Genomic DNA, 20039 nt, shown 5'->3' on the forward strand with positions numbered 1-20039 from the left:
ATCTTCTACATGGAAAAGTTCGCGCTTTTATTGCAAAAACAAAATATGGTATAGTAGATGAGAATGTTTTAAATGCTGTTATTTGGCATACTACCGGTAAGGAAAACATGTCTGATTTAGAAAAAATAATTTTCTGTGCTGACTATATTGAACCAGGTAGAATTGTGCAGCCTAATTTAGAATATCTAAGAAGTATTTCGCTTCAAAATTTAGATTTGCTGACTTATAGTATTTTAAAAGATACATTGGATTATTTGAAAAGTAAAAATCAAATTATTGACAGCTATACGCAGAAAGCATTTGACTACTATAAAAACAAATTAGGAGAATAAAATGGAATCAAGAGAATTAGCAAAAATTGCATATAATGCATTAGATGAGAAAAAGGGAATTAATATTTCAATTATTGATATTTCAGAAATTTCAACTTTAGCTGATTATTTCATTATTGCAGGTGGTAATAACGAAAATCAGGTTAAGGCATTAGCTAACAGCGTTGAAGAAGAAATGTATAAAGTTGACTGCAAGCCAAAACATATTGAAGGTTTTGATAACGCTAATTGGATATTAATGGATTTTAGTGATATTATTGTTCATGTTTTCAATGAAGAAGACCGATTATTCTATGATTTAGAAAGAATCTGGCGTGATGGAAAACATTTGGAAGTTACAGATTTATAAAATTATGTATAGAAATTTAGATAACGTTTCTTTTATAATATTAGTTTTTAAAATTATATTAATAATTAAATAGTTTAAAATTTAAGATATTGTATTTTTAACGTTAGATATATTTGTTTATATAATTTTCAGTATATTATTGTATTTATTAGGAGGAAAAAAAATGTGGGCATATGAAAGTGTTTTTTATCAAATATATCCTTTAGGATTTTGTGGCGCACCTTTGGAAAATGATGGCAACTTACAGCATCGTATTAAAAAAATACATGACTGGATTCCACACATAAAGAAAGTTGGTGCAAATGCAATTTATTTTTCTCCGCTATTTGAGTCAGATACTCATGGATATAATACAAGAGATTACAAAAAGATAGATGTAAGATTAGGCACAAATGAAGATTTTAAAGGGTTGTGTGAGGACTTACACAATAATGGCATAAAAGTTGTTTTAGACGGTGTTTTTAATCATGTGGGACGTGGATTTGAACCATTTATGGATGTATGTAAGAATAGAGAAAATTCACCATACTTAAACTGGTTTCACATAGACTTAAACGGCAATTCCAACTATAATGACGGCTTATGGTATGAAGGTTGGGAAGGCAACTATGATTTAGTTAAATTAAATCTTCAAAATAACGATGTTGTGGAATATTTATTAGATGCTGTTTCTTTTTGGATAAATGAATTTGGCATAGATGGTATCAGATTAGATGTTGCATATTGCCTTGACTTTGATTTCTTAAGAAGATTAAGACGACATGTTGATTCTTTAAAAGAAGATTTCTTTTTAGTTGGAGAAATGCTTCATGGTGACTATAACCAGAGAATGAATGATGAAATGCTTAATTCAGCAACAAATTATGAATGTTATAAAGGTCTTTATTCAAGTTTTAACAGTATGAATATGTTTGAGATTAATCATTCATTGCTACGTCAGTTTGGACCTGAGCAATGGACATTGTATAAAGGAAAACATTTATTGTCTTTTGTGGACAATCACGATGTTACAAGAGTTGCAAGCATTCTGACAAATGAAAAGCATTTACCACTTATATATGCCTTAATGTTTGGCATGCCGGGGATACCATGTGTTTATTATGGCAGCGAATGGGGAACAAAGGCAGATAAGTCTCAGGGAGATCCTGCACTTAGACCTTCATTTGACCAACCGGAATTTAATGAACTTACACAATTTATTAGTAATTTAAGTGCAGCAAAGAAAAACAGTGTTGGCTTAAATTATGGTGATTTTACATCAGTGCTTTTAACAAATAAACAGTGTATTTTTAAGCGCGCTACTGAAAATGAAACAGTTTATGTTTGCATTAACGCAGAAGAAAATGCCTTTGATGCATACTGTGAAGTGAAAAATCACACATATACGGATTTAATTACAAATAAGCCTATGGAAATAGGAGAATGCTTTAAAATGCCGGGATATAGTGCATTTTATTTAGTTAATTAAGTTTAAAATAAATTTCATATTTAATTAATAAAACTATTATAGATTAATATATGTAATACTAGGAAAGGAAGTGCTATTATGGCAAGAGAAATGGTTCCTGTAACATTACTTACAGGATATTTAGGAGCAGGTAAAACAACATTATTAAATCAGGTACTTACAAACCAGAAGGGTTATAAAGTAGCCGTTATCGTTAATGATATTGGTGAAGTAAATGTAGATGCATCTCTTATTGCAAAGGGCGGACAGGCTACATTACAGGATCAGAATCTTGTACCTCTTCAGAATGGATGTATATGTTGTACATTAAGTGCAGATTTAATTAATCAGATTATAGATTTGGTACAGTCAGGAAAATTTGACTATATTTTAATTGAAGCAAGTGGTATTTGCGAACCTATTCCAATTGCTCAGTCAATTTGTATGTTAGATGGTTCTTATGACAAGAGAGCAAAATTAGCAAGACTTGATAATATCGTTTCTGTAGTTGACGTAGCTAGAATGGCAGACGAATTTGGTTGTGGTGACAATCTTGTAAAAGATGATATTGATGAAGAAGATATTGAAAATCTTTTAATTCAGCAGATTGAATTCTGTAATACGATTATTTTAAATAAGGTTGACACAGTTACACCTGAACAATTAGCTAAAGTAAAAGCGATTATTAGAACACTTCAGCCTAAGGCTGTTATGTTTGAAACTAACTATGGTGAAATTGATGTTGATGAAATTCTTGATACAAAGAGATTTGATTTCGAACAGGCAAGTATGTCAGCAGGTTGGATTCAGGAATTAGAATCATTTGATAATGAAGAACATCATGAAGAAGATGACCATGAAGAACACCAGCATCACCATCACCATGAACATGAACATCATCACGACCACGACCATGAGGACGAGCACCATAAACATCATCATGACGAAGAAGATGACCATGAACACGAACATCATGACCATGAAGAAGGTCACCATCATGGACACCATCACCATCATCACCATGGAGAAGGTGAAGTTGAGGAATATGGTATTGGAACTTTTGTATATTACAGAAGAAAACCATTTGCAAAAGAAAAATTTGAAGACTGGTTAGATGAAATGCCAAAAACAATCATTAGAGCAAAAGGTATTATCTGGGCTGCTGAAAATAACAATGATGCATATATGTTTGAACAGGCAGGAAAACAGATTAACATTAGCAATGCGGGACAGTGGGTTGCAACAGCTCCTCGTAGAGTTAGAGCTAAAATGATGAAAGAAGATCCTACATTGGTAAATGATTGGGACGAAGAAGTAGGAGACAGAATGATTAAGGTTGTATTTATTGGCCATGATATGGATAAAGAGGCAATTATTGAAAGCCTTGATAAATGCTTAGCTTATTAATCAGATAATATGAGTAACAATATAAATAATTATATTATTGTTTCATTATAGTAATAAGCAATTAAAAGCTTATATAAAGTAAAAAACGTAGTTTTTAAACATCTAAAAACTACGTTTTTTATATACCTCATAATAATAAAATAATAATAAAACAATCAATTATTAAAAGAATTAATTATTAAAAGAATTAATTTAATATAATTGTCTTAATATAACTTTTAATTCAATAAGTTTAATATAATTGCAATCGTTACAACTATATTAGTTCTAAAATTCTTTTTATACTGTCTTACGATTCTTAAACTATTTTTCTTAAACTATCTTACGGTATAAAGCGTATGCTTTACCAACGATTGTACAATCATCAACTATAATAGGATCCATATTGTCATTTTCAGGCTGAAGACGAATATAACCATTTTCTTTATAAAAAGTCTTAACTGTAACCGAATCATCTATTAAAGCAACTACAACGTCTCCGTTATTAGCAGAGTTGACCTTCTCTACAATTAAAAAATCACCGTCATAAAAACCAATATTAATCATGCTTTCACCTTGAATCTTTAAAATAAAAGTTTCATTGTTAGGTAGAAATTCTGTAGGAAGAGAAAAATAATCTTCGATATTTTCAACTGCAAGTAGTGGTTCACCGGCAGCAACACGTCCAATAATTGGAATATTAGTCATGTCTCTTCTTGTTAAACCGAATTCATCATCAATTATTTCGATTGCACGTGGCTTAGTAGGATCTCGTCTTATATATCCGTTCTCTTCTAATGTATTAAGATGTGAGTGAACGGAAGAAGTAGAGCGTAAGCCAACTCTTTCACATATTTCCCTAACTGTAGGTGGATAACCTTTTTTCAAAATTTCTTCTTTTATGTAATCTAAAATCAATTGCTGCTTTTCACTAATTTTTCCTGGCATAAAATTTTTTACCTCCTTTTTTCAAAAGTACCATTTATGGGACTACCTATATGATAATATTAACATAGTTCCTGATAAAAAACAACAAGATTTCGAAAATATGTTCGAAAATATATTGACAAACATTTGTTCGGATGATAATATAACATTACAGAACAAGAACAGATGTTCTCAAAGGGATAAGCAATACATACTAAAAGAGCTATGCGAGGAGGAAGATATAATGAATACAGGCAGAAGAGACGTGATTAAGAAAAGAAGAGTTAATCTGTTACGGAGAAGAATAGTTATTGTTGGTGTTACATGTATAGCAATGTTTTTAATATGTGCCACATTTGTTAATTTATATAATGTGAATGCAAATAATACAGGTAAGAATCCTTTATATAAATATTACACAAGTTACCAGATTGAACCAGGTGATACATTAACATCTATTGCTCAGAAGTACACAATTAATAGTGATGTATCTGTACAGGATTATATTGATGAGGTTAAGAAGAATAATAATCTTGTTAGCGATAAGATTAACAGTGGAAGTTATTTAGTTGTTTCATATTATTCAAACGAGTATAAATAAAGCTTGCCTTTATTTTATACCATATATATCTTTAGTTAGCCGCAAATGTTTAACGCACATATTCATTTGCGGCAATTTTTTTATATATTTACAATATTTGTGAGTAGTAATATTTTGTGAGTAGTATTTGAATCGCTTTTTTATTAAATTATGTTTAGATTTTCTTATTTTTTAATCTTTTCTTAGTTTGACGGCGTTTCTGGCTTTGCGTCTACGTTCGTCTTCAATAGCTGCGTAATGTTTTTTTGTAGTATTTACATCCTTATGACCTAAAACATCTGCTACAAGATAAATATCACCGGTTTCCTTATAAAGAGCAGTGCCATAGGTACTTCTCAATTTATGAGGCGTAATTTTTTTCAAGTTAGTAACTAAGGAAGAATACTTTTTGACTAAATTTTCTACAGCTCTAACACCGATTCGTTTTTTTTGAATAGAAAGAAAGAGTGCATTTTCATGACCGGATATAGGAACAATTAATTTTCTTTCCTCAATATAGTCTAAGAGAGCTTTTTCAACTTCTTCACCAAAGTAAATAACGGTTTCGTTGCCACCTTTACGACGGATTTTTATACCGGAATTCTTAAAATCAATATCATTTATGTCAATACCAACACATTCAGAAACACGAATACCAGTTCCAAGTAGAAGAGTCAATATTGCTAAATCTCGTGTTTTAGTTTTAGCATGAAATTTCTGTTGAGATTTCGTTAGCTTATCGCCTGTGTCAACTTCATCAAGTAAATTGCCCACTTCATCTGCGTCTAATCTTATAATTTCCTTTTCATGGATTTTAGGCATACTTACAATAGAAGCAGGATTAGTCTTAATCATCTCTTTTTTATAAAAGTATTTGTATAATGTTCTAAGACAGGCAAGTTTTCGCATTATGCCACGTTCTTTGTTAATATGCTCCTTGCCATCTTCAGTTACATAATACTTTAAATATTCAAGATATTCTTCGATATCTGTTGCAGTAATTTTATCTAAAATATCCAGTGGTAGAGAGGTGATTTCTTTATCTTCCGCATCAGGATTATTTTCCTTTAAATAATTAAAGAAAACAATTAAATCATATCCATAACCAATACGTGTACGGGAAGAAGTAGTAGGCTCAATTCCTCTAAAAAAATCCTTGCAAAACCATGGTAATTTTTTTTGTAATTCTCTTAATTTTAATTCGTTATTTATTATTACCTGATCATGGTAATTTCTCGTTGTGTTATTTTTTTCAATGTTTGGCATATCTAAACTCCTTAAATATTTGGGTTAATCAAAACTCTTGTTACATAAAGCTGTAAAAATACTATTTTTACAGCCTGGATTTTCTTTGGTTAATGTTTTAACTAAATTCTTTATATATTCTCGTTTTGTATGACCATCAACTGGACATGGATTTTTAGCAATCGGCAACTGATATTTATTTGCAAAGCCAATTACTTCCTTTTCAGGCACATACATTAACGGTCTGATGACTTTTAAATTAGTATTACTCAAATGAGTAACAGGAGAGAAGCAGTGGAACCGCCCCTCATACAACAAAGACATAATTGCTGTTTCTATCATATCATCTTTGTGATGAGCATAAGCAATTGTATTGAAACCAAGCTCCTTTGCATGATTGTTTAAAGCCCCTTTACGCATTTTTGCACATAAAGAACATGGATTAGATTCCTTTCGCTTGTTAAAAACAATATCTGAAATTTGTGTTTCCACAATATGTAAATCAACATCTAAATTAGAGCAATAGTTCTTAATTTGATGGAAATCTTGTATACCAAAACCTAAATTAATTGTTATACCAATTAAATCAAAGCTTTTAGGATAAAATCGTTGAAGTTTTTTCAATGCATAAAGTAGAGTTAAACTGTCTTTACCGCCGGATATACCCACAGCAATTTTATCTCCATCATTTATCATATTATAGTTGTCTATTGCCTGGCGGACATAACTAAATAGTTTTTGTTCTTTCAAATTTAAACCTCCCAATTAAACAATATAGTGAATTATATATATGCTGCGTTTATTAAGAATCTGAAAAAGACGAATAAAACCGTTTACAGTTTTATTCGTCTTTTAATTATAGTATTAATCTAAATATAAATCGAACTAGCAATTGATAATTCTGTTAATAGACTAATTTAACTAATATATTCATTTATGCTTATTGTATTAAATATAAATATTTAATACAACCTTAAATAACGTTATATATAGCAAATTATAATTTCAAGAAGCAGATAATTTTTTTATCTATTTTACATTATTAATTAGATTTTTTTTACTTATAACATAATAAAACTTATAATTAGAATAACACAACTATTCGCAAAAGACAAGTTTAACGAAAAGTATGCCAAAGAAAATAGTATAAATATAGCTTAATAAGCTTTTTAAAGCACATTTTCAATTAAATTCTTAAAATATTCAGGAATAGGTGCTTCATATTCTACATATTCTTTTGTTGTAGGATGTATAAACCCAATTGTTTTTGCATGCAAACATTGTCCCTGTAATTTAAAGGGACATTTGTTATGGTTATAAACATCGTCACCAAGTAACGGATGATTTATGCTTGCCATGTGAACTCTAATCTGATGTGTACGACCGGTTTCTAATTGAAACTCACATAAAGCGTATTTATCAAATTGTTTTAAAACTTTGTAATGGGTAACTGCATGTTTTCCGTTGCGTTCATTAATTGCCATTTCCTTACGTTTTGTAGGGTGTCTGCCAATTGGTGCATCTATTGTACCTTCAGTTTCATCGAAACGTCCCTGAACTATACCCCAATATTTTCTTGTAATTGTATGTTCTTTTAATTGTTCAGCAATAAAATTATGGCTGTAATCATTTTTACAAATTATTAAGGCGCCGGTTGTATCTTTATCAATTCGATGTACAATTCCAGGTCTTAAAACACCGTTAATGTTTGATAAATTGTCTTTACAATGATACATTATTCCATTAACCAAAGTACCTGTATAATGTCCTGGTGCAGGATGTACAACCAAGTCTTTAGGTTTATTTACGATTAAGACATCATCATCTTCGTATATAATATCTAAAGGTATGTTTTCAGGCTCTATATTAGCTGTAACCGGCTCAGGAATATTAATTGTTATGCAATCATTTTCCTGAACTTTATAGTTTGCCTTAGATGATTTTTCATTAACTAAAACATCGCCATTTTTAATTAATTTCTGTATATAATTGCGGGAATTATTATCTAATAAATCTGTTAAATATTTGTCTAAACGTATATTTTTATTAGATGAATCCACGTAATAAGTTTCACACATATTTAATCTATTAATTCCTTTCAAGTCAAGTATATATCATTTTATTATTTTTAATGTTTCTTTAAAGAAATTATTGTGTTAAAATCTTCTTCATTAATTTTTAATATGCATAATAAAACAATTCCAATACATGAAATTGTTACATAACAGTCGGCAACATTGAAAACAGGAAAGTTAATTGGTTTAAAATAGATAAAATCAACAACATAGCCTCTTACTACTCTGTCAATTAAGTTCCCTACTGCTCCTGCCAGCAACATTGATAAAAATATATTTAAAATTAAGAATATTTTATTATTTGTTTTTTGATACAGTAAATTAACATTTCTACTGAAAATACATATAAAAAATATTGCAATTAAAGTAAATATAATAAACATTAATATTTTGCCGGAGAACATTCCCCAGGCTGCCCCTCTGTTTCCACCATCTAAATAATGTAATAATAATACATCTTTTATAATGTGAAAGTCATTTTTGCCTTTTAAAGCAATTATAGCAGCATATTTGCTTATCTGATCAATGACAACTAAAAACAATGCAAAAACAAGCATTTTTAGGTTTAATATTAATGTTTTATTCATTTACAATTACCTTTTTAACACTTTCTAACAAATCATTTTTTGAAATTTCACGGTTGATTGAGGCTTCGCCTATAGAATTAGCTACGATAAACTTAATAATTCCTGAATCCATTTTTTTATCGTTTAAAGTTGCTTCAACAACTTCTTTAGCCTTAATATCTGATGTCTCAATTGGCAACTTATATAATTTAAGTACATCTAATATTTCATCGTACTGGCCTTTGGTAATAAAACCTTTCTTGTATGATATGTATGATGCAGCGTTAATTCCAATTGAAACGCACTCTCCGTGTAAAAGAGAAAAGTTCTTTGTTTTTTCAATAGCATGGCCAATTGTATGGCCAAAATTAAGTAGTGCACGTTCGCCTTTTTCCTTTGGATCATTTTCAACAACACATCTTTTTATATTGCAACTAACAAATAATAACTGACGTAATGTTTCATAATCTTTATTTAAAACACCGTCAATATTTTCTTTAAGCCAGTTAAAATATTCACCGTCTTTAATAATACCATGCTTGATAACTTCGCCCATGCCTGATAAATATTCTCTTTCAGGAAGGGAATTTAAAGTGCTTAAATTCATATAAACTAATTTAGGCATGTAGAAAGCACCAACCATATTTTTATAAGCTTTAAAGTCAACACCTGTTTTGCCACCAATGCTTGAATCTACCTGAGATAATAATGTTGTTGGAATTTGAACAAAATCAATACCTCTTAAATATGTTGCTGCAGTATAACCTGTCATGTCTCCTGTAACACCGCCACCTAGAGCAAGAAGCATATCGTTTCTGTCAAATTTATTTACGATTAAATCTTCGTAAATGTTGTTAATTGTGTCCAAATTCTTATACTGTTCTCCAGCTTTAAATTCATGTAAAATAATCTGTTTGCAGTGTGGCTTTAGGAGATTTAAAAGTTCTTCTCCATATAAAGGACCAACTTTTGATTCTGTAACAATGCATAATTTTCTGTTTTTTATATTAAATTTTTCTAATTCTTCTAAAAGATTTGTAAAAGAATCTGAGAAAACTATGTGGTAGCATGGCTTTTCCTCGTAGTTTACTGTTATTCTGTTTGATAAGTTTTCTAATGCCTTTATCATTTCTGTCTCCTTATTTATTATGTATTTGATATTAAATATTAATTATTCATAAACTCTTATTTTAATTAAATTTCTGCCTTTTTTCGTTTCTTTAAGCACACCATCATAAATAAATCTACCCTTGCCCCTTACAGATACAATATCGCCTTCTTTAACAGTTGCTCCATTAGATGTGGTTGATTTTCCATTGATGAAAACTTTTTTCTCTTCAATTAATGGTATAATACTGTTTCTGGTTGCTTTAAAAGCAGTTGCAATAAGACTGTCTAAACGTACATTTGAAATAGTTCCCATTACTTCTCTTAAGTTAGGAACAATTTCTAAATCAGTTGAATCTGACAAATTGATTTTTATTTGAGTGTGTTTTATTTTAAATAAATTATCAATTATATAATCAGCAATATCTTCTTTACAATAAACATAAGCATCTTTTCCCTTAGTAAAAATATCGCCGATTTTACTTCTGTTAATGCCTAAATTTAAAATAGCACCTAAATAATCCCTGTGACTTAAAGTGTCTGAAAATTTGGAATTAATAGGAGCTATGTGTAATACAGAAATAGGAATATGTTCAGTATAATATATCTCCTGTGGAGAAAATACTAAAATCTTTCTTTCTGCATAATTATTACCTCCTGTAACATCTATATTAACAGGAGGTAATGTATTTTTTATTTGATTAAATATACTAAGTTCATTAATATTTAGAAAATCAGAATATGTATAAATATTACGGTCGTATGAAATACGAGCTAATTCTTTGATTCTGTTAGTTAAAAATAATTCGTCTTTGTTCATAATATTAACATGTCCCGGTTCTAATAACTTCCTCTGGAAGAATAATTATGTGATGAATAGTCACTTGTGCTGTCGTTTACAGAGTCCTGAAAATCGCCCGTAATATCTACTGAATGAGGAGTTACTAAATAAATGTAACCACTGATTTTCTGAAGATTTCCTGAAATAGCATAGCAACCGCCAATAACTGAATCAACAATACGCTGTGCTAAATCAATTTTGATACCTTCTAAATTAAGTACAACTGACTTGCCATCTAATAATGTATCGATAATTTCCTTTGTAGTTTCATAATGTGTTGGTTTGATAACGCATACTTCCATATCTGTTCCTGATGAAGAACCCCTCATAGGTACAACCTTACTGTTTCTTGAACTTCTGGAACTTCTTGTGGATTGAGCGGCTCTGCTTCGTGTGTGTGTTGTTGAACGTGGAGCTTCTTCTTCCTCATGACGTTCAGTTTTTGCGGCAGATCTTCTGGATGGTGTTGGATGATCTATTTCTTCTTCGATTTCATCGTCAATATCATCATAGTAATCATCATCATATTCATCATTATAATCCATTGTAAATACGCTTTTTATTTTATCTCCAAATTTTGACATATTATTCTCCTAATTTAAATATTATAGTTTCTTTCTCCAAAAATTCCGGTTCCAACTCTAACCATTGTTGCTCCTTCTTCTATTGCAACCTGGTAGTCACCAGTCATTCCCATTGAAAGCACATTCATACTAACATTATCAATGTTTTTCTCTGTTATGTCAACCGATAATTTCTTCATGTTACGGAAATATTCTCTATTAGTTTCAGGATTGTCCGTATATGGCGCAATTGTCATTAAGCCTTTGATTCGTACATGCTCAAGTTTACTTATTTCACGTACTAATTGTTCTGTTGTCTCAGATGTAATACCAAACTTACTTTCTTCATTTGCCATGTTAACTTCAATAAGGATATTGGCAATTTCATTTTTCTTTGCAAATTCTGTTTCAATTTGATTTGCAAGTCTTAAAGAATCAACAGAGTGGATTAATTCAACTTTACCTACAAGATATTTAACTTTATTTCGCTGCAAATGACCAATCATGTGCCATCTTATGTCTTTGGGTAAAATCTCGTATTTTTCAGTTAATTCCTGTACTTTATTTTCACCATAATCCAAAACTCCAGATGGTAGAGCCTCTTCTATTGCTGTGTAAGGTTTGGTTTTGCTTACTGCAATTAAAGTAACTTCTTTTGGATCACGTCCAACTTTCTCGCAGGATTTAATAATGTTTTCTTCTACCTGTTTTATATTATCTAGTATCATTTATATTCACCCTTTCTATTGGAAAATTATCTGATTTTCTGAAACTTTGCTTGCATCTAATACAATACGGTCATATATTTCAAGACCGGATGTTTCATTTGCCACAATGTAATACTCATCTAAAGTATCTAATATGTTAACAATTGTAAATACGGTGTAACCGTTATTTATATTGTAAACGCCCATAAAATCCCTTGTTCGTTCAACTACATAGCTTGAATGTGAATCGGATTTTGTTATCACATCCCCTGGTTCAAAATAAGACTGGGCTACATAGTAGTTGTCATCGTCGCTGTATGCGATCGGTGGATAGTATATTTCAGATTTATTAGTTTTTGAATTCTGTAGGTTAAATCCTATACTGTTGCCATTCTCACCTTTTTTGCTATATTCTTTTGGAATAACATATAATTTGCTTGTAACAACTGAAGATTTAGGAACTTTTAATCCGGATACAGGTGTTTCAACAATTTCTACATCCAAAAATCTGTCTGTTGCATATCTTATTGCATATTTAGATAATGTAATAACACCATATTTCTTCTTGTCTTTTCCTTTTACAATTTTGAAATTAGCTGTTGTTGTTAAATTGTCCTTCAAAAACTTAACTGAAATTTTTGAAGTGTTTTTGTATTTTTTTATATCGCTTTTGTTAAACTTTAAAACAATGTTCCATTCTTCATCATTTATTGTTTTATAAATAGGTGAACCTTTTTCTATTTTGTCACCTGAAGAAAAATGAGCTGTTGTATAATGAGTTTTATCAAAGTCGGACTCTTTAACTTTCTTAGGTGTTATTGTTTCGTAATCATCAACTCTATATAGCACTATACCTGTTGCCTGAGATTTCTGAATTGAAAAAATATCACCTTTTTCTTTTGCCATCTTTTGTAAAGAATTCATATTTATTAAGTCAACAACCGTGCCCTTAATTGTGCTTTTAAAATCATATATAGATGAAAAATCCATGTCATCAAAATTATTTGTAAAATCATTTAATAAATCATTTATTTTAGAGAGATTTTCATCTGTTAGCTTAGAATTATCTTTGCTGGAATCTAAAAGTATGTCACTTAACTGACCTGTTGAATCAATACTATATAAAGTAGAGTTCTTTGACACCCTTGAACCTTCTCTTATAAAATAATCAATGTAACCTGTCTGAGAGGCATATTTTATAATTTCTTTTCTAAGGGCAATTCCCTGATAAGAATTGTCCAATTTCTCTGCGTTAGAACCTGCAGTTACTTCGTAGTATTTTGTCCTTTCTGTTGTAAAATATATAACAATATTTATAAACAAATATATTAAAATAAGACCGAATATAACGATTCCAACATTAATATTTAAAAATTTAGTTTTTTGTCTGTCTTTTTGTGTACTCATATATAATAAGTTCTCCTTAAACCTCATATAATTATCGTATAAAATACATTGTAAGTCAACTAAAATAGGCTGTTTTTTATCCAAAAAACTAGGAATGTATTTTTTTGTAATAATGGGAAAACATATAAATAAGCTGATAAAGGAGGTAAGTATATGAATTCAAAAGGATTAGACTATTTTGCATTAGTTGTTACTATAATAGGTGCAATTAACTGGGGACTTATTGGTTTTTTCAAATTTGACTTGGTTGCATTTCTATTTGGCCAAATGTCATGGATTTCACGAATTGTTTATGCAGTAGTCGGTTTATGTGGATTATATTTAATTAGTTTATTTGGAAGAGTATTATCTCTCGGAGAAAAATAACTAAATAGTACATTAATAAAAGGAAGTATCTATGCCAAATAACATCATTAACCAACTTGCTAAATGATGTTAACATTTTTACTTCCTTTTATTGATTTATTATTTAATTCTTATACATTTCACGCCATTCTAAGTCACCACGATTTAATGACTTAATTAAAAGCTCTGCTGTAGCAACATTAGTTGCTAACGGAATATTATGAATATCACATAAACGAATTGCTTTGTGTATGTCCGGCTCGTGAGATTTTGGATTTTCAGGATCTCTTAAAAAAATTAATAAATCCAAGTCATTTTGTTCTATCTGAGAGCACATCTGCTGTTCACCACCTAAATGACCGGCTAAATATTTGTAAACATTTAAATTTGCTGCTTCCTCAATTAATCTTCCTGTTGTGCCTGTTGCGTATAATGAATGCTGACATAAAATTCCCCTATATGCTATGCAGAAATTCTGCATTAGTTTCTTCTTAGAGTCATGTGCAATTAATCCAATATTCATAAACATCCTCCTTATATTTTACAGTATATTTTCGCTTTATTAAAGCATGGCTTTCGTTCTTTGTAATCCTATATTTAATACAACACCTATACCAAAATACAAACTTAACAATGATGTTAAACCATAACTTACAAATGGTAAAGTAACACCTGTATTCGGTAAAAGCATTGTAGCAACTGCTATGTTTACAAGAGTCTGGGTCCCTATTAAAACACCAAAACCATAACAGAACAGCCGTCCCGAATAGGTTGGAGCCCTGGAGCCGGTTATAAAACATTCTAATACAATAAGTAATAATAATATAATAACCGCAGCACCACCAATAAAACCTAACTCTTCACCAACAATTGTAAAGATAAAGTCAGTATGGGATTCTGATATTAAATTACCGTTTTTTACTGATGTAATATCGTTATTATCGAGTCCCTTACCTGTTAAGCCACCGGAACCAATTGCAAGAAGTGAGTTCTCCTGCTGGTAACGTAAATCTTTTGCTTTAGCGTTATCTTCCTGAAAGAAACCAACAATTCTTAAATATTGATAGCCTTTTAATATTTTGTTATTAGGCTGTGATACATAATATCCTAAAACCAAAACAATTGGTATAGAAATAATTATAACTCCGGTAACAATCTTATAATGAATTCCCGATAAGAACATTATAGCACAAAATGTTATAAAAATAACTATAGTTGTTGATAAATCCGGCTCTAAAAATATTAAACCGAATACCATGGCTGCAAATAATGTAACACCGGCAATTGTTTTAAATGTATTAAGTGTTTCTCTTCTTTTATACAAATAAGTTGCAACGAATATAATAAGGAATACTTTTGCAATTTCAGACGGCTGGAATTGAACAAAGCCCAAATCTATCCATCTTTTAGCTCCCTTGCTTGTTGTACCGGCAACCATAACAAGTGCAAGTAAAACAATTGTTGCTGCATATATTAACCAATAAAACTTAAAAACAAATTTATAGCTTAGCAATGTAAAAATAATAAGAACAATAATTCCAAGTGCAAATCCTAGAATTTGTTTAAATTGAAAGTCTTCTCCTTCTGTTGCACTTCCTATACAAAAAATTCCTATAAATGTTACTGCTAATACATAAATCAGTAATCTAAAATTCAAATTAGATAATTTGTAGTTTTTAATTGTGCTAAATATTTTTCGTATCATTAAACCTTAACCTCTTTAATTGGTATGTTTGCCATTAGACATGGCCCTTTCTCATGATGTATTTCAACAATACATTTATCTGTATCAATTTCAATATATTTTGAAATAACCCTAATTAAGTCCTTCTTTATGGACTCAGTTGTGTATGGGTTACATCCAATTCTATCTGTTACTAATAATATTTCTAAACGCTCCTTAGCAATTTTACTTGAACGTTTACGTCTGAATAGTTTTCTGAAAATCATCTTGTTACCCCCTTACCGAAAAGTTGCTTGAAAAACATTAATGAAAATTTGTGTTCTTCTTTTTCATAAAGAGGATATGTACCTTCGATTTTCTCTGCAATTTTGTTGATTGCTTTTCCAGATGATGTGTTCATGTTTACTACAGAATCACCTTTATTTGTTGCGATAACAATATTTACATCGTCATTTATGCAACCGATAACATCGCTGTTAAGAATTTCTTTTACGTCCTGACCGGACATCATTTCACCTTTTCTAATAAGGTCAGGTCGTAACTTATTTATTAATAAATAAATAGGATTAATGCCATCTTTTTCAAGAAGCCCTATTATTCTGTCAGCATCTCTTATAGCCGAAACTTCAGGTGTGGTTACAACAATTGCTTTTGTTGCACCTGCAATGGCATTTCTAAAGCCCTGTTCAATACCGGCAGGACAGTCGATTAAAACATAATCAAACTCTTCTTTTAAACATGAAGTCAAATCAATCATCTGTTGTGGTGTAACTGAATCTTTATCTTTGGATTGGGCGCTTGGTAATAAATACAAATTGTTGTATCGCCGGTCCTTTATAACAGCCTGTCTTAATCTGCACGTCCCTTCAAGTACGTCTACAAGATTATAAACTATTTGATTTTCAAGTCCCATAACCACATCTAAATTACGAAGACCAATATCTGTATCTATTGCGATAACACTTTTTCCTAATTTAGATAAAGCTATTCCTAAATTGGCGGTGATGGTTGTTTTTCCAACACCTCCTTTTCCTGAAGTGATTACAATTACTTCTCCCATTATTCCCTCCTAAAATAAAATACTTATATTATCTTTTGTACTTTATTTTGGAAAAAATTAATCCTGAGTAGTATTTTTTAAATCTTCACCTTTAACAGCTTTCTTTAAATCTTTATCAGTAAGTTCACCATAATAATACTGTACACAGTTCTTTGCCAATTCTGCTGAATCGTGTGATGAGTTGGCAAAAGGTAATACAGTTGATATAGCAATCTTTGGATTGTCATAAGGCGCATAAGCCACAAATAAAGCATGGGAATTACGATGCAAATTCTCCTGAGCAGTACCGGATTTACCGGCAAAAGTTATTTTAGTATCTGTAAAATAATTACGCACAGTACCCGATGTAACTACCTGTCTCATACCTGAATGAATTGCATTCCATGTACTTTGTGATGCTTCTACCTTATTTGTCATTTTAGCTTTGTTGTTTAAAACAAGTTTACCTTTTCTTGATTTAACTTTATCAAGTAATGTTAAATTATAATTTTTACCGCCGTTAGCTACTGTAGATACATATCTTGCAAGCTGCGCCGGTGTATAAGCGTTGCTACCCTGTCCAATAGCTGAGTGGACAGCACTTTCTGTTGAAAAATGAGGTTCTCTCTCAGTAATTTCAACACCTGATTTCATGTTTAAGCCAAGTTTTGTGGCATATTTTTCCATTTTATCAAGACCAACTGCACTGTCATAGGATGTGCCATTAGACTTACCTAATCTGTAACCCATTTCGTAGAAGAAATAGTTACATGAATTTGCCAAAGCTTCACTAACGTTCTGATATCCATGTGTCCCCTTTGGATAAATCCAACATTTTGGTGACGGTGTTATCTTCTTAAACACACCTGTATCATCAACTGTACTACCAGGTGTAATAATACCTTCAGATAATGAAGCCAAAGCAGTTGTCATCTTGAAAGTTGAACCTGGAGCTGTTGCACCCTGAGTTGCTCTGTTATACAAAGGATCTGATTGGTCATCAACTAATTTTGCCCAATATTCTGAATCAACAGAACCTGATAACATATTATTGTCATAACTTGGATATGTTACCATTGCACGAACATCACCATTTCTTGGATCTGTAATTACAACCGAACCTGAACATGGATCAAGAGCAATCTGTGCCGGTGTAATCTTTAATTCTTTTATCTGCTTTACAATAAAGCGGAAAGTCTGATATTTATCAAAGGTTGATAAAGTGTTATAAGCACTCTGGTCCATTTTCAGAACCTTCTGATCAAATAAAAGCATACATATTTCACTGCCGGATATTGTTGAGTCATTAATCAAATACTTAACAACAAGCTTACCAAAAGATGTATTTTTCTTAACGTCTTTTATAATATGACTTACAATTAAATCATAAGTTTCACTTGTTGAAAGATACTCGTCCTGTACATCAAGGTTATCTAAACTAATCCAGTTCTTCTTTATTGCATATTTTATAAATGCATTTATACTAATCTTTCCATCTACATATTTATTGTAAGTGGAATCGTTAGTATCTATGGAAGATGAAATTAATATACCATCATTCTTAAGTAAATCATAAATATAATCACAATATTCCTGAAATTCTGAACTGTAGTCATTATAAACTACACCGTTAGAATTTAAGTCGGCCTTTAATTTGGCTGTGGCTGTCTGGACACCTGATTTGTATTTACTATATACTCTTGCTTCGTTTGTTGTAGATTTCTTTGATAAGTGTTTCAAACTTACTACATTGTTAGTTACAAGCTGTGCATATACTTTTTTTACAGGTATATAATGCAATTTGTCATCTGTTTCTTTTGATTCATCAATATCATAGTTTACAATTTCTGATATTAAAATTGACGCTACTTTTTTCTCAAGCATTGTATAAACAGCTTTTTGCAATTTAGAATCAATTGTTAGGTAAATGTCATTACCTGCAGCAGAATTTTTCTTTGATATAACACTTAAAACTTTTCCAGTGTTGTCAACAAATATTTTTTCTTCTCCACGTTTCCCCTGAAGATATTCCTCCATTGAGGCTTCAAGACCTGATTTACCAACTATATCACTTGCAATATAATTTTTGCCCTGTTTTTTGTATTCTTCTAACTGGGCATCTGAAATGGTTCCTGTATAACCGATAATAGGAGCAAAATATTTGCTCATATTATATTTTCTAATTGTCTGTTCTTCTACTGTAACCCCTGTTAAGTCAGCTTCATTTTCAGAAATACCAACCATCGTTCCATTTGACACATCAGTGGCAATTGTTACACCAACATATTTTTGTGATGATATGGCATAAACATTGTATCTGATTGCCAAAATTTTAAGTAACATTTGGTCACTACATTTTTCTGTAACTTCAAATAAATCATTTTTCAAATAAGAAATGATTTCGCCTACTGAAGCATTTGAATAATCATGGTTGTTTTTCTTTAAGGTTTTACCAAAAAGATTTGTCATAAATAATTTCTTTGAAGCATCAGATGTGAAATTTTCTTCCCATTTTCCATCGTCATTTAATATAATTGGAAAATCTACTGAAATCTTGTCACCGTTTTTTTCAATTATTTTAATTGCTTTTGATACAATAGCATTTAACTGACTATTCTTTTTGTCAGAACTGTCGATTTTATCTTCAATTCTTACGGCATAAGCTAATTCATCATAAGCTAAAACTTTGCCTTTTTTGTCCAAAATCTTTCCTCTTGTACCTGATTTATAAACAGTTTTCTCAGATTTTTGAATATATGTGCTCATGTAATAATTTTCGTTAATTATCTGTAAGTCAAATATTCTATAAATCAAACCTGAAAATAAAGCTATTATTATTACGCTTACGATAAATATTCTTGATTTAATTATTTTTAAAATTGTATATAAAAAATCACTTATCAAAACTTAATGTACTCTCCTGTTTTATTGTTAATATTTTTTCATTTAATAAATAAAATAACTTATAGAATAAAAAGGCTATAAATGTTGTGGCTATCATTTCAGGGAACATTATCTGCCAGAAATAAAAAGAAAAATCTAATTTATTTCTCAATATAAATCTAAAAGTGTAAACTAATAGATTGTATATTAAATCATTAGTAAAAACTAAAACCATTGGCATAAAAACATGGTCGCTGTAGAACATCTTTTTAAATAAGCCACTGAAAAAACCTATATACATATAAATTAATGCATATAAACCAATAACATCCCCAAAGAAAATATCCACAAGTAAACCACATATTAAGCCTGTAACCGTTCCATAATTGCAACCACGCATAAAACCAAATATACAGGTTACAAATAAAAGTAGATTAGGTGTGGCAACAATGTTAAAGTTAGCCAGCGAAAATTCACTTTGTAATATAAATGCCATAATTATAATTATTGCTGTTATAATAACTCTAATAATTCTGTGTTTCATGAAAAATCCTTC

The 20039-nt window shown here is 30.4% G+C and carries 22 protein-coding genes; 6 read left to right on the forward strand and 16 right to left on the reverse strand.

Annotation, left to right across the window (positions count from 1 at the left end):
• From yqeK to ACZM4J_RS10050, 4 genes are all read left to right on the forward strand, one after another.
• A partial coding sequence (gene yqeK / locus ACZM4J_RS10035) for a bis(5'-nucleosyl)-tetraphosphatase (symmetrical) YqeK (protein WP_489486073.1) occupies positions 1-332 on the forward strand: 332 nt, incomplete at its 5' end.
• Position 333: 1 nt separating this feature from the next.
• Positions 334-681 carry a ribosome silencing factor gene (gene rsfS, locus ACZM4J_RS10040; protein ID WP_022166148.1) on the forward strand — a complete coding sequence of 116 codons (348 nt, stop codon included), beginning with the start codon at positions 334-336 and terminating at the stop codon, positions 679-681.
• 163 nt (positions 682-844) lie between these two features.
• Positions 845-2149 carry an alpha-amylase family glycosyl hydrolase gene (locus ACZM4J_RS10045; protein ID WP_302690356.1) on the forward strand — a complete coding sequence of 435 codons (1305 nt, stop codon included), beginning with the start codon at positions 845-847 and terminating at the stop codon, positions 2147-2149.
• A 78-nt stretch (positions 2150-2227) separates the two neighbouring features.
• Positions 2228-3535, forward strand: a complete 1308-nt coding sequence (locus tag ACZM4J_RS10050) for a CobW family GTP-binding protein (protein ID WP_022166150.1) — start codon at positions 2228-2230, stop codon at positions 3533-3535.
• A gap of 312 nt (positions 3536-3847) precedes the next feature.
• On the opposite strand, the gene lexA is transcribed toward ACZM4J_RS10050, so the two are convergent.
• Complete coding sequence (gene lexA, locus ACZM4J_RS10055; protein WP_302690354.1) at positions 3848-4462, reverse strand: transcriptional repressor LexA; 615 nt, start codon at positions 4460-4462, stop codon at positions 3848-3850.
• Positions 4463-4685: 223 nt separating this feature from the next.
• Here lexA and ACZM4J_RS10060 point away from each other — a divergent pair, with 223 nt between their 5' ends.
• Entirely contained in the window at positions 4686-5042 is a 357-nt protein-coding gene (locus tag ACZM4J_RS10060; RefSeq protein ID WP_022166151.1) for a LysM peptidoglycan-binding domain-containing protein, read from the forward strand.
• A 171-nt stretch (positions 5043-5213) separates the two neighbouring features.
• On the opposite strand, the gene ACZM4J_RS10065 is transcribed toward ACZM4J_RS10060, so the two are convergent.
• From ACZM4J_RS10065 to ACZM4J_RS10105, 9 genes are all read right to left on the reverse strand, one after another.
• Complete coding sequence (locus ACZM4J_RS10065; protein WP_022166152.1) at positions 5214-6287, reverse strand: tyrosine-type recombinase/integrase; 1074 nt, start codon at positions 6285-6287, stop codon at positions 5214-5216.
• Between the two features lie 24 nt (positions 6288-6311).
• Positions 6312-7016: a tRNA lysidine(34) synthetase gene (locus ACZM4J_RS10070; protein WP_428244663.1), complete on the reverse strand. Its 705-nt coding sequence runs from the start codon at positions 7014-7016 to the stop codon at positions 6312-6314.
• Positions 7017-7435: 419 nt separating this feature from the next.
• Positions 7436-8344 (reverse strand): RluA family pseudouridine synthase, encoded by a 909-nt coding sequence (locus ACZM4J_RS10075; RefSeq protein WP_022166116.1) that lies wholly within the window; start codon positions 8342-8344, stop codon positions 7436-7438.
• A gap of 50 nt (positions 8345-8394) precedes the next feature.
• Positions 8395-8928 carry a signal peptidase II gene (lspA, locus tag ACZM4J_RS10080; RefSeq protein ID WP_022166115.1) on the reverse strand — a complete coding sequence of 178 codons (534 nt, stop codon included), beginning with the start codon at positions 8926-8928 and terminating at the stop codon, positions 8395-8397.
• Positions 8921-10036, reverse strand: coding sequence for a 3-dehydroquinate synthase (aroB, locus tag ACZM4J_RS10085; RefSeq protein WP_412334951.1), 1116 nt, complete (start codon positions 10034-10036; stop codon positions 8921-8923). Before aroB ends, lspA begins: the two co-directional genes overlap by 8 nt.
• 42 nt (positions 10037-10078) lie before the next feature.
• Positions 10079-10834: a YlmH/Sll1252 family protein gene (locus tag ACZM4J_RS10090; RefSeq protein WP_022166113.1), complete on the reverse strand. Its 756-nt coding sequence runs from the start codon at positions 10832-10834 to the stop codon at positions 10079-10081.
• Positions 10835-10854: 20 nt separating this feature from the next.
• Complete coding sequence (locus tag ACZM4J_RS10095) at positions 10855-11439, reverse strand: cell division protein SepF (protein WP_022166112.1); 585 nt, start codon at positions 11437-11439, stop codon at positions 10855-10857.
• A 14-nt stretch (positions 11440-11453) separates the two neighbouring features.
• Complete coding sequence (locus ACZM4J_RS10100; RefSeq protein ID WP_412334953.1) at positions 11454-12146, reverse strand: YggS family pyridoxal phosphate-dependent enzyme; 693 nt, start codon at positions 12144-12146, stop codon at positions 11454-11456.
• Positions 12147-12161: 15 nt separating this feature from the next.
• On the reverse strand, positions 12162-13532 hold the full coding sequence (locus ACZM4J_RS10105; RefSeq protein ID WP_412334954.1) for a biotin/lipoyl attachment domain-containing protein: 1371 nt from the start codon (positions 13530-13532) through the stop codon (positions 12162-12164).
• 153 nt (positions 13533-13685) lie between these two features.
• On the opposite strand from ACZM4J_RS10105, the gene ACZM4J_RS10110 reads away from it, so the two are divergent.
• Complete coding sequence (locus ACZM4J_RS10110) at positions 13686-13898, forward strand: DUF378 domain-containing protein (protein WP_022166109.1); 213 nt, start codon at positions 13686-13688, stop codon at positions 13896-13898.
• A 103-nt stretch (positions 13899-14001) separates the two neighbouring features.
• Here ACZM4J_RS10110 and ACZM4J_RS10115 read toward each other — a convergent pair whose 3' ends face one another.
• The 6 genes from ACZM4J_RS10115 to mreD are packed head-to-tail and all read right to left on the reverse strand — an operon-like array spanning position 14002 to position 20027.
• Positions 14002-14400, reverse strand: coding sequence for a methylglyoxal synthase (locus ACZM4J_RS10115; RefSeq protein ID WP_022166108.1), 399 nt, complete (start codon positions 14398-14400; stop codon positions 14002-14004).
• Positions 14401-14439: 39 nt separating this feature from the next.
• Positions 14440-15582: an FtsW/RodA/SpoVE family cell cycle protein gene (locus tag ACZM4J_RS10120; protein ID WP_412622121.1), complete on the reverse strand. Its 1143-nt coding sequence runs from the start codon at positions 15580-15582 to the stop codon at positions 14440-14442.
• The gene (minE, locus tag ACZM4J_RS10125) at positions 15582-15827 is read right to left on the reverse strand and encodes a cell division topological specificity factor MinE (protein WP_022166107.1); all 246 of its coding nucleotides are present in this window, start codon (positions 15825-15827) and stop codon (positions 15582-15584) included. The genes ACZM4J_RS10120 and minE overlap by 1 nt, the downstream gene beginning before the upstream one ends.
• On the reverse strand, positions 15824-16621 hold the full coding sequence (gene minD, locus ACZM4J_RS10130) for a septum site-determining protein MinD (protein WP_117999598.1): 798 nt from the start codon (positions 16619-16621) through the stop codon (positions 15824-15826). The genes minE and minD overlap by 4 nt, the downstream gene beginning before the upstream one ends.
• Before the next feature lie 57 nt (positions 16622-16678).
• Positions 16679-19504, reverse strand: coding sequence for a penicillin-binding transpeptidase domain-containing protein (locus ACZM4J_RS10135; protein ID WP_428244665.1), 2826 nt, complete (start codon positions 19502-19504; stop codon positions 16679-16681).
• A complete protein-coding gene (gene mreD / locus ACZM4J_RS10140; protein WP_022166104.1) occupies positions 19494-20027 on the reverse strand; it encodes a rod shape-determining protein MreD in 534 nt (177 codons plus the stop codon). Before mreD ends, ACZM4J_RS10135 begins: the two co-directional genes overlap by 11 nt.
• Positions 20028-20039 lie beyond the last annotated feature (12 nt).

Source organism: Eubacterium sp. (genome assembly GCF_057858645.1).

Excerpts from the sequence above, each read along its gene's own strand:
- rsfS (WP_022166148.1), top strand. The coding sequence starts at position 334 with ATGGAATCAAGAGAATTAGCAAAAATTGCATATAATGCATTAGATGAG.
- ACZM4J_RS10045 (WP_302690356.1), top strand. The coding sequence starts at position 845 with ATGTGGGCATATGAAAGTGTTTTTTATCAAATATATCCTTTAGGATTT.
- ACZM4J_RS10050 (WP_022166150.1), top strand. The coding sequence starts at position 2,228 with ATGGCAAGAGAAATGGTTCCTGTAACATTACTTACAGGATATTTAGGA.
- lexA (WP_302690354.1), bottom strand. The coding sequence starts at position 4,462 with ATGCCAGGAAAAATTAGTGAAAAGCAGCAATTGATTTTAGATTACATA.
- ACZM4J_RS10060 (WP_022166151.1), top strand. The coding sequence starts at position 4,686 with ATGAATACAGGCAGAAGAGACGTGATTAAGAAAAGAAGAGTTAATCTG.
- ACZM4J_RS10065 (WP_022166152.1), bottom strand. The coding sequence starts at position 6,287 with ATGCCAAACATTGAAAAAAATAACACAACGAGAAATTACCATGATCAG.
- ACZM4J_RS10075 (WP_022166116.1), bottom strand. The coding sequence starts at position 8,344 with ATGTGTGAAACTTATTACGTGGATTCATCTAATAAAAATATACGTTTA.
- lspA (WP_022166115.1), bottom strand. The coding sequence starts at position 8,928 with ATGAATAAAACATTAATATTAAACCTAAAAATGCTTGTTTTTGCATTG.
- aroB (WP_412334951.1), bottom strand. The coding sequence starts at position 10,036 with ATGATAAAGGCATTAGAAAACTTATCAAACAGAATAACAGTAAACTAC.
- ACZM4J_RS10090 (WP_022166113.1), bottom strand. The coding sequence starts at position 10,834 with ATGAACAAAGACGAATTATTTTTAACTAACAGAATCAAAGAATTAGCT.
- ACZM4J_RS10095 (WP_022166112.1), bottom strand. The coding sequence starts at position 11,439 with ATGTCAAAATTTGGAGATAAAATAAAAAGCGTATTTACAATGGATTAT.
- ACZM4J_RS10100 (WP_412334953.1), bottom strand. The coding sequence starts at position 12,146 with ATGATACTAGATAATATAAAACAGGTAGAAGAAAACATTATTAAATCC.
- ACZM4J_RS10105 (WP_412334954.1), bottom strand. The coding sequence starts at position 13,532 with ATGAGTACACAAAAAGACAGACAAAAAACTAAATTTTTAAATATTAAT.
- ACZM4J_RS10110 (WP_022166109.1), top strand. The coding sequence starts at position 13,686 with ATGAATTCAAAAGGATTAGACTATTTTGCATTAGTTGTTACTATAATA.
- ACZM4J_RS10115 (WP_022166108.1), bottom strand. The coding sequence starts at position 14,400 with ATGAATATTGGATTAATTGCACATGACTCTAAGAAGAAACTAATGCAG.
- ACZM4J_RS10120 (WP_412622121.1), bottom strand. The coding sequence starts at position 15,582 with ATGATACGAAAAATATTTAGCACAATTAAAAACTACAAATTATCTAAT.
- minE (WP_022166107.1), bottom strand. The coding sequence starts at position 15,827 with ATGATTTTCAGAAAACTATTCAGACGTAAACGTTCAAGTAAAATTGCT.
- minD (WP_117999598.1), bottom strand. The coding sequence starts at position 16,621 with ATGGGAGAAGTAATTGTAATCACTTCAGGAAAAGGAGGTGTTGGAAAA.
- mreD (WP_022166104.1), bottom strand. The coding sequence starts at position 20,027 with ATGAAACACAGAATTATTAGAGTTATTATAACAGCAATAATTATAATT.